Annotated in this window: 1 protein-coding gene; it reads right to left on the minus strand. The window is 51.9% G+C overall.

All coding sequences use genetic code 11. The annotated features are described in order from the left end of the window. Positions 1–14: 14 nt before the first annotated feature. Positions 15–893, minus strand: a complete 879-nt coding sequence (locus GS601_RS22660) for an IS982 family transposase (protein WP_162425555.1) — start codon at positions 891–893, stop codon at positions 15–17. Positions 894–913 lie beyond the last annotated feature (20 nt).

Raw genomic sequence — 913 nt, forward strand, 5'->3', positions numbered from 1 at the left:
AACCTGAGTTCGGGTTAAGCCGGGAGCAAGAGATTGTCGTTGATCGCAATCGACGGCTTCTTCGGTTGGTGGCAGTAGGCAATCAAGCCACCGAGGATATTGACGAAGCAGTTCACCGCAGAGCGATGGCGCGAATGCTCAATTTGCGAAATGTTCTTCAACTGGTCAATAATCGTTTCGATAATCGAACGCTTCCTCAGCAGTAGACGGTCATTGAGCGGCATTAAGCGCTGTTTCATGGTGCGTTTGAGCTTGGTGACCAGTTGGATGCCTGCGGTATGGAGCAGGTGGTTGGCGAGCTTTTGCGAGACGTACCCTTTGTCAGCAAACACTTTGCCGAATACCTGCTGCAACAGTTTCGGGACTGGAGTACGGTCATCGGTGTTGCCGGGAGTGAGCATGATGTTGAGCAATTCGCCTCGGTCGTTGACCACCAGATGCAGCTTGAAGCCGAAGAACCAATCGACCGAGGTTCTGCCCCGTTTGGCGACGTTCTCAAACACCTTGTTGCGCTTAATCCGACGATTGTGGCAGACGCTCAAGGCGGTTGAGTCCATGAAACTGATGCCGCTACACGACCCAAAACACGAACGCAAGTAGGCACACATTGGCACTACCGTGCCTGGAACCCATTCGATGAAGCGTTGATAGCTGACGAGTCCGGGGAACGCACCTGCCCACTCGGTCTGGACTTTCTCCTGATAGTAAGTTTTGAAATTGCGATAACACGACTGATGAAAGGCAATCAGAATCGTCATAATTTCGCTCAAGCTCAGGCGGCGAGGTCGATGACGCACTTGCCGTCCACTTGCTAAAAGTTGCTGTTTCCAGCGCGGTTCAAACGTTTGGCAGAAATCATCGACGGAGCAGAACAGGTCTTCTAGACTAAACATGAGGGCAAACTGGGCATGAA

Source organism: Myxacorys almedinensis A, from assembly GCF_010091945.1.
GTDB lineage: Bacteria > Cyanobacteriota > Cyanobacteriia > Leptolyngbyales > Leptolyngbyaceae > Myxacorys > Myxacorys almedinensis.